Below are 3,617 nucleotides of genomic sequence, written 5' to 3'. Positions count from 1 at the left end.
ATCAGCTGGTGGTCCTGGACCAGGTGCCGTCGCAGGCGAACCAGGTCGAGGAGGCACTCGTGGCGGGGCGGGACGCCGCGCAGATCAAGCTGCCGCTGAGCTGTGGGCGAAGACGAACTCGAGCCTCCCGTCCCCCCGGGCCTGGCGGGGCCCATAATGGGCATTCCCGGAACGCAAGCATCAGTCAACAGGCGACCACCGTTCGAACGGCGCGGCGAGGGGATCAACTCGCCTGGATCAACCAATAAAAACTTGGCATGAGCTCGGCGAGCAACGTAACAGCCGTCGAAGGCACTTTCGGCGGGCTCCCACGAGATGCTGGTCACAGCGGAGAACCAAGGTCCAGGGAAATTCAACCGACAAACATGGCATCGGAACAGCCGGGTACTTCTGCGGCGAGCGGTGCTGGCCGGCTCGTTCGGTGAGCGTCGCGCTGCGCACTTCACGCCCGCCGGGGCCCGACTCGGCGAGGATCGGGCCCGCACGGCCCTGACCAGGCAGATTCACTCCCGTCGCCGGGTGAGATGATAATCACCTCAAGCCCCCGGGGTCGGTTTTCCAGGGTTACGTCAGACTCGCTACCCCCGCATCTTCGGCGAGTCGACTTACGAAAGTATTTCTACCTGATGCGCGGCGCGCTCCATGCATTAATGCCGGGTCGGGGCCCGCGCGGTGACTATCAAGGTGATTATGGACACGATCCAGCCGCCGACGGGGGGGTGGAAAATCAGAGAACCAGAGCCAAGAAGTTGAGCGGAGGAGGATCGTGACCACGGACGGCGCCCGAACCGGGCAAGCCGGCGAACCGGGACAGCTCAAGCGAGGCCACGGCTCCCCGCACCTCGCTTCCTGATCGTCGGGCCTGGCCTGGGCGGCTCACCTGGACGGTGAGAAGCACCCCTCGTCCTGGCCAGGCTGTTGCTCAGGTCCCGCACCTCGACTCGGAGCCCGGAGCTCGATGTCCGGAGCTCGGAGCTCGGAGCTCGGAGCCCGAAGTCCGGAGCCCGAAGTCCGGAGCCCGAGACCGCGAGTCAGCACGCATCGAGGACCGCGCTGGCCGAGCGGACCTTACTGGTGATCGTGCACCGGCGCTCCACTTCCGCGAGACCGACCAGGTTCGCTGGTGGACGAGTCCTCCCCAGTTCGCCCGCCAGCCCACGGACGGTTCCGACCTGCATCAGCAGCCGGTCAACGGCGGCGTAGATCTGACCGGCATCCCCGAGCCCTTTCCGCCACCAACTGCCGAAGGTGGACCATGACAATCCTCGACGACAGCACCGCGCCCGGCCTCGTCGGGCCGCCGAGCTCCCACGGTCCGCGTCGTGACCCGGCTCCGCTCCTGCCCGACCCCGAGCCGGTCCGGGTCCTCGGCACGGAGGCTGCGGGGAAGGTCGACACCGATCTGCTGCGCGTCCTGTACCACCGCCTGGTGCTGGGACGGCGCTTCAACCAGCAGGCCACAACCTTGGCCAGGCAGGGCCGCCTCGCCGTGTACCCGGCGTCCACCGGCCAGGAAGCATGCCAGATCGCCGCGGCCATGGTGCTGCGGGAGTCGGACTGGCTGTTCCCCAGCTACCGCGACACGCTGGCGGTGGTATCGAGGGGCGTGCGCCCGGTGGACGCGCTGACGCTGATGCGCGGGAACGCGCACAGCGGCTACGACCCGCGGGAGCACCGGATCGCGCCGCTGTCGACTCCGCTGGCCACCCAGGCCTGCCATGCGGTGGGCCTGGCCCACGCCGCCCGCCTGCGCGCGGCCTCGGATCCGTGGGCGGCGGAGGACGTCGTGGCGCTTGCCCTGATCGGCGACGGCGGTACCAGCGAGGGCGACTTCCACGAGGCGCTGAACTTCGCCGGGGTGCTGAACGCGCCAGTGGTGTTCCTGGTACAGAACAACGGCTATGCGATTTCGGTGCCGCTGGCCCAGCAGTCCGCGGCACCGACGCTGGCACACAAGGCGGTGGGCCATGGGATCACCGGTCGCCTGGTGGACGGCAACGATGCGCCTGCGGTGCACGGTGTGCTGCGCGCGGCGGTCGAGCACGCGCGGTCGGGTCGCGGCCCGGTGCTGGTCGAGGCGGTCACCTACCGGCTGGAGGCGCACACCAACGCCGACGACGCGACCCGCTACCGCACCTCGGAGGAGGTCGCTGCCTGGCAGGCCCGCGATCCGCTGATGCTGCTGGAGCGGCAGCTGCGCAAGGCCGGTCTCCTCGACGACGCCGGCGTCGCCGCAGTCGCGCAGGCCGCCGAGGAACTCGCCGCCGAGATGCGCGCCCAGTTCGATCGTGCGCCTGATCTCGATCCGGGCTCGCTGTTCACGCACGTCTATGCCCAGCCGACCAGCCAGCTTCGTGAGCAGGCCGCCGAGCTGATGGCCTGGCAGGCCGCGGACGCAGCCAAGAGCGACGACGCACGATGAGCGCCGCGACCATGGTGCAGGCCCTCAACGCCGCGCTGCGCGACTCGCTGCGCGAGGACGCGCGCGTCCACATCCTCGGCGAGGACGTCGGCACCCTCGGCGGCGTCTTCCGAGTCACCGACGGCCTGGCCGCCGAATTCGGCGCGCAACGCTGCCTGGACACCCCCCTGGCCGAGGCAGGCATCCTCGGCACCGCCGTGGGCATGGCCATGTACGGCCTGCGGCCCGTCGTGGAGCTGCAGTTCGACGCCTTCGCCTACCCCGCGTTCGAGCAGCTCGCGTCGCATGTGGCCAAGATGCGCAACCGCACGGCCGGGAAGACCACGCTGCCGATCACCATCCGCATCCCGTACGGCGGCGGCGTCGGCGGCGTCGAGCACCACAGCGACTCCAGCGAGGCCTACTACGCGCACACCCCCGGCCTGCACGTCGTCACCCCCGCCACCGTCGCCGACGGCTACGGGCTGCTCCGCTCGGCGATTGCCTCGGACGACCCGGTGGTCTTCCTGGAGCCAAAGCGGCTCTACTGGTCTACGGACGACTGGTCTACGGACGACCGGTCTACGGCCGAGGTGCCGCCGATCGGCCGGGCAGTGGTCCGCCGGACCGGTACCTCCGCGACCCTCCTGACCTACGGCCCCTCGCTCCCCGTGTGCCTCCAGGCGGCCGTGGCCGCGCGATCGGAGGGCTGGGACCTGGCGGTGGTCGACCTGCGCTCGCTGGTCCCCTTCGACGATGAGACGGTCTGCGAGGCGGTCCGCGCCACCGGGCGCGCCGTTGTGGTCCACGAGGCCGCGGGTTTCGGCGGCGTCGGTGCGGAGATCGCCGCCCGCGTCAGCGAGCGGTGCTTCCACCACCTCGCCGCCCCCGTCCTGCGGGTCACCGGCTTCGACATCCCTTACCCGCCCCCCATGCTCGAACATCACTACCTTCCCAGCGTCGACCGCATCCTCGACGCTGTCGCCCGACTCCAGTGGGAGCAGTAACACCGTGGCCGCGGTACGCGAATTCCCCCTCCCCGACCTTGGTGAGGGCCTGACCTCCGCCGAGGTCGTCCGCTGGCTTGTCGGCGTCGGGGACGTCATCACCGTCGATCAACCCGTAGCCGAGGTCGAGACCGCCAAAGCCGTCGTCGAGGTGCCCTGCCCCTATGCCGGCGTCGTCACCTCCCTCGCCGGCCTGGCCGGTACCAGCG

At 70.0% G+C, this 3,617-nt stretch carries 3 protein-coding genes; all 3 read left to right on the top strand.

Annotated elements, in window-relative coordinates; translation table 11 throughout:
* The first annotated feature begins 1,255 nt into the window (after positions 1-1,255).
* Positions 1,256-2,422, top strand: a complete 1,167-nt coding sequence (pdhA, locus tag AC08OP_RS22560) for a pyruvate dehydrogenase (acetyl-transferring) E1 component subunit alpha (protein WP_476599631.1) — start codon at positions 1,256-1,258, stop codon at positions 2,420-2,422.
* Entirely contained in the window at positions 2,419-3,408 is a 990-nt protein-coding gene (locus AC08OP_RS22555; RefSeq protein WP_476616005.1) for an alpha-ketoacid dehydrogenase subunit beta, read from the top strand. Before pdhA ends, AC08OP_RS22555 begins: the two co-directional genes overlap by 4 nt.
* A gap of 4 nt (positions 3,409-3,412) precedes the next feature.
* Positions 3,413-3,617: biotin/lipoyl-containing protein (locus AC08OP_RS22550; protein WP_476616004.1), on the top strand; the 205-nt coding region annotated here is incomplete at its 3' end.

This window comes from Frankia sp. CeRuru1, assembly GCF_977966315.1.
Note: the sequence above shows the minus strand (reverse complement) of the source record. Positions and strands in the feature narration are given on the sequence as shown.